The following is a 4,726-nucleotide window of genomic DNA, read 5'->3' as shown; positions in this document are numbered from 1 at the left end:
GGCCGCCAGCCAGACCAGGGTGCGGATCGGGTCGCCGGCCGAGTTGCCGCCAGGATGGTCGGCCACCACCGCGCCGTCGATCGCCAAGGTCACGCGTTCTTGAACCGGGACCAGGCCGCGCCAGTCGGCGATGCCGGGGCCGACGAACAGCGCGCCGTGGCTTTGCTGATCGGCCAGGTGGTCCAGCGCGGGCTGGCTGCCGGGCTCGACGAAGCGGGTGTCGATGATTTCGATCGCGGTGTGGGCCGAGGCGATCGCGTCGCAGACTTCGTCGGTCGTATAGGGGATGGCGCGCGGCGGCAGGGCGCGGCCGAAGCGATAGGCGATTTCGGCCTCGACCCCGATATGGCGGCACAGGCCCTGCGGCAGGGTAGACGACCGGGTCGGGGCGCCGTCGTCGAACAGAGTGGCATCCAGGATCGGGGCGGCGAAGGGCTCGGAATCCGGGGTGGCGGCCCCGACCTTCCACCCCGCGATGCGGCCGCCCAGCGCGCGGAGCGTCGCGTGCTGGACCTGGTAGGCGGCGTCCGGCGAGGGGACGTCGCACCCGTCGGGAACACGGGGAAGCGCCGGCGCGCCGGCGCGAACGCGAAGGAAGGATTCAGCCAGTCGGTCGACAGAGAACGTCACGAACATACTCCTGCAAGCCTGCCCGGCGGGACGGGACGCGGCGGGCCAGGTTACCGCTCCCGACGGGGAGCGGTCGATCAATGTCAGATATCGATTCAGGTATCGATCATGTCACGCCGGTCGAGCAGGTCGCGGTTGCGCGGATCGGGAGTGAAGAAGGTGGCGATGATCGTCATCGCGCTCAGCAGCATGACATAGCCGGCGAGCGGCAGCCAGGCCTGCTGCCCGGGGCGGGGGTCGCCGTGATGGGCGGTCGAGATCCAGGCGATCAGCAGCGAGCCGGCCAGCGGCGCCAGGCCGCCGGACAGCACGGCCGAGACCTCGCGCGTCATGGACACGCCCAGATAGCGGTGGCGGGCGCCGAACAATTCGGGCAGCAGCGCGCCCTGGGTGCCGAACATGCCCCAGGTGGCGCAGCCCAGCGCGACCGACAGGGCGATGATGGTCAGCGGCAATATGCCCAGGCTGAGCACGTACCAGACCGGAATCGCGGCGACCAGTTGCAGGATGGCGAAGCCGCGATAGACGCGCACCCGGCCGAACCGGTCGCTGAGCAGCCCGGAGAGCGGTACGAAGATGGTGCCGACCAGGGCGGCGCACAGCAGCGACAGCGCGCCGGTGGCGTTGCGCATGCCGACGATGTTGACCGAATAGCTGACGGCCAGGACCTGGTAGATCGACGAACCGCCATTTTCGGCCATGCGCAGGCCCATGCCGAGCAGGATCGTCTTCCACGATTGCCGCACCACGTCGGGGAGCGAGGCGGACCGGGCGCGTTCCTCTTCCTCGATCTCGGCGAAGGCGGGGGATTCCTTGAGCGTCGCGCGCATATAGAGCGCCACGACCAGGATGACCGAGCTGATCAGGAAGGGCAGGCGCCACATCCAGCCCTGCAGCACGTCGGTGACGTGGAACAGGAGGGCGAAATAGACGACGGCCGCGACCACGGTGCCGATCTGGATCCCGAGGAACGGCAGGGCCGCATAGAAGCCGCGCCGGCCCCGGGGCGCGTATTCGGTCATCAGGACCGCGGCCCCCGCCTGTTCCGCGCCGGCGCCCAGCCCCTGGAGCAGGCGCAGCAGGATCAGGATCGCGGGCGCCCCGATCCCGATGGATTGATAGGTCGGGATCAGGCCGATCGCGGTACTGGCGCCGCCCATCAGGGTGACCGTGATGAGCAGGACGAGCTTCCGCCCGTACCTGTCGCCGAGCATGCCGAACAGGATGCCGCCGACCGGCCGCACGGCGAAGCCGAGGAAATAGGTGCCGAAACTGGCGATCAGCGCCACGGTCGGCGATTGCCCGGGGAAGAAGAGCGGCCCGAAGATCAGCGCCGAGGCCAGGCTGTAGAGCGCGAAATCATAATATTCGAGCGCGCTGCCCAGCGAACTGGTCCAGGCGGCGCGGCGCAGGTCGGCGGCGGTGATGACGTGGTGCGGGGCCTCGGCCTGCGATGCGGCGCGGGGCATCGACAGGCCGGCGCCGGCGGCATGGCCCGTGCCGGCGAATACTGGCTGTTTCATGGCAGCTTGATCCCGATTTCGCGCCCTGTACGGGCGGATTCACGCAAAGCCAGGGCGATGGCGAGGGAGGCGACGCCGTCTTCGCCGGTGGCGGCGGGACGTCCCCCGCCATGGATCGCCGCGGTGAACAGTTCGAAGGCACGATGGTAAAGATTGTGGTGCTTCAACTGGATTTCGTGTTCGCCGTCCGACGTTCGGACCGCGACCGACCCGATGGGGCGCTGGCTCATGCAGTCGCGGCCGATGATCACGCCGCGTTCGCCCATGATTTCGATCCCGCCCGGGGCGTAGGGCACCGTATAGCCGCCATGGATCTGCACCAGGACGTCGCCGGGAAAGCGCAGCACGGCCATGACGCCGTCCGCGATCCCGTCGCGGGCGAGGCGTCCGCTTTGCGTCATGCAGAAAACGCTGGTGGGATCAGCATCGAACAGAAAACGCAGCGTGTCGATGTCGTGGATGGTGCTGTCGAGGATGACGCCGCCGCCCTGGTCGTTGACCCGCCAGCCCTGCAGCGCGGCGGCCAGGAAATTGGCATGAAAGACGCGGGCCGCGATCAGCCCGCCGATGCGCCCGTCCTCGATCATGCCGTGCATGGCGATATGGGTGGCGGCGTTGCGCAAATGATGATTCGTCGCCAGAACGACACGGGCATGGTTGCAGGCATGCACCATGTCCGTCGCGTCCTCGACGGACAGGGCCAGGGGTTTTTCGCACATCACATGCTTGCCGGCGCGCGCGGCCGCGATGGTCTGTTCGCGATGCAGACTGTTGTTGGTGCTGATATAGACCGCGTCGATATCGGGCCTGGACAGCAGCGCCTGCAGGGAGGTGGTGTGGCTGGCGATGCCGTGCGCCCGGGCGAAGGCCGCGCCGCGCGCTTCGTCGCTGCTGAGCACGGCGCGGACTTCACCGCCCGGCTGGGCGCGGATCGCGTCGATGATCCATTCCCGCGCGACGTTGCTGGCGCCTATCAGACCCCATCCGGTCGGACGTGTCATTCAATCCCCCCTGGAGGCATCCGCCTCGGTCTTGTCGTTTTTGTGTTCCCGGACATGGTTTTTATTATCGATTATCGTTCGAGAGCAGATATGCGACCGGCAGAATACTGTAAGGCAGGGCGATTTCGGCACGGTCACCGACCGTGCCGCCGGTGTCGTTCCCTTGGGTGTCGTTCGCCCTGTCGGTCAGCAATCCTGACGATTCGACCCGACGGCGCCGTTCATCGGCCCGGCCGGGTATGAAGTTCCACCATAGACAACGGGAGTTCGTCGCGCGGCAAGAGGCCAGCGCCGCGCGACGGTTCACAAATTCGTATTTGTGCGCTGCAAAATTTTCTATCCGGATTTCCGTCTGGCCGGATGGCCATCCGGTTCACACGGGCGGGAGCTGGATCGGGTCCAGCGGGATGTCGGCGAAGCTGGCCAGGGCCTCGACGACCAGGCGGTGATCCTCGCGCTGCGGCAGGCCGGAGACGCAGAGCGTGCCGACGACCCCCACGCCGCGCACGCGCAGAGGAAAGGCCCCGCCGAACGGGGCATAGTCGGATTCGGGCAGGCCGAACCGCTGGGTGATCGTCTTGCCTTCCTGTTGCAGCAGCAGGCCGATCGCGTACGATGCCCGGTGGAAGCGCGCGGCGACCCGGGTCTTGCGGGCGATCCAGCCCACATTGTCCGGGGTCGCGCCGTCGAGGCTGGCACTGAACAGGATGTGGTCGCCCCGCCTGATGTCGATGGCGATCGGATGGCGGCGGGCATTGGCGGTCTGGCGCAGCCAGCAGCCCAGGATCCAGGCATCTTCCTCGGTCAGGCCGGGCAGGACGAGTTCGCGCTCCTGCCGGGCGATGCGTTCGAGATCGCGCGCCAGCGATGAGGCGTCGGCCCCTGTGTCGCCCGTCCGGGCGTGATCGGTCATGGTGTCGTTCCCTTCGGCATGTGTCGCTCCGGCGACGTCGTCACGTCTGTTCGGCGCCTGATGATGTGAACGATCTCGCGGGCAATACCATGTGGAACGACAATTACTTTATCGTGATTTCGATCCGGGGCCGTTTGGAACGATAGTCCGGGCGCCGCCGCCCATCCCGTTCTTCTGTCCGTTTCTTCTTCTGTTCAGGACGACGACATGACGGATATGGATTTTGCCCGGACCGACGCGCTGGTCATCCATGCCAGGGGCGATTTGCGGATGGAGCCGGCGGCATCCCCGCCGCCCGGGCCGGGCGAGGTGCGGGTGCGGATCGCCTGGGGCGGGATCTGCGGGTCGGACCTGCATTACCTGCAGCATGGCGGGGTGGGCGCGTCGGTGCTGCGCGAGCCGATGATCCTGGGCCACGAGGTGTCGGGTTTCGTCGAAACCTGCGGCGGCGGGGTGACGGGCCTGCCGGCCGGGACGCCGGTGGCCATTCACCCGGCGCGGCCGTGCGGAACTTGCCCGGAATGCCGGCGGGGGCTGCGCAATCTGTGCCGCGACGTGCGCTTCTTTGGCAGCGCGGCCCGTGTGCCGCATACGCAGGGCGGGTTTCGCCGCGTCGTGAATGTGGCGGCGTCGCAACTGCACCGCCTGCCGCCGGGGCT

At 67.8% G+C, this 4,726-nt stretch carries 5 protein-coding genes; 1 reads left to right on the top strand and 4 read right to left on the bottom strand.

Translation table 11 applies throughout. The annotated features are described in order from the left end of the window. The 4 genes from HUK84_RS10840 to HUK84_RS10825 all read right to left on the bottom strand — a co-directional run. Positions 1 to 630: 2-keto-4-pentenoate hydratase (locus tag HUK84_RS10840; RefSeq protein ID WP_317135279.1), on the bottom strand; the 630-nt coding region annotated here is incomplete at its 3' end. Positions 631 to 725: 95 nt separating this feature from the next. Beyond that, entirely contained in the window at positions 726 to 2,153 is a 1,428-nt protein-coding gene (locus tag HUK84_RS10835; protein WP_176640310.1) for an MFS transporter, read from the bottom strand. Continuing rightward, positions 2,150 to 3,154, bottom strand: coding sequence for a Gfo/Idh/MocA family protein (locus HUK84_RS10830; protein ID WP_176640309.1), 1,005 nt, complete (start codon positions 3,152 to 3,154; stop codon positions 2,150 to 2,152). The genes HUK84_RS10835 and HUK84_RS10830 overlap by 4 nt, the downstream gene beginning before the upstream one ends. Positions 3,155 to 3,527: 373 nt before the next feature. Then, entirely contained in the window at positions 3,528 to 4,067 is a 540-nt protein-coding gene (locus HUK84_RS10825) for a heme-degrading domain-containing protein (protein WP_176640308.1), read from the bottom strand. A gap of 207 nt (positions 4,068 to 4,274) precedes the next feature. Here HUK84_RS10825 and HUK84_RS10820 point away from each other — a divergent pair. Beyond that, positions 4,275 to 4,726: alcohol dehydrogenase catalytic domain-containing protein (locus HUK84_RS10820; protein WP_176640307.1), on the top strand; the 452-nt coding region annotated here is incomplete at its 3' end.

Source organism: Nguyenibacter vanlangensis (assembly GCF_013376155.1).
GTDB lineage: Bacteria > Pseudomonadota > Alphaproteobacteria > Acetobacterales > Acetobacteraceae > Gluconacetobacter > Gluconacetobacter vanlangensis.
Note: the sequence above shows the minus strand (reverse complement) of the source record. Positions and strands in the feature narration are given on the sequence as shown.

What these genes read in the sequence shown, in the direction of transcription:
- HUK84_RS10835 (WP_176640310.1), bottom strand. Translation starts at nt 2,153, where the DNA reads ATGAAACAGCCAGTATTCGCCGGCACGGGCCATGCCGCCGGCGCCGGC.
- HUK84_RS10830 (WP_176640309.1), bottom strand. Translation starts at nt 3,154, where the DNA reads ATGACACGTCCGACCGGATGGGGTCTGATAGGCGCCAGCAACGTCGCG.
- HUK84_RS10825 (WP_176640308.1), bottom strand. Translation starts at nt 4,067, where the DNA reads ATGACCGATCACGCCCGGACGGGCGACACAGGGGCCGACGCCTCATCG.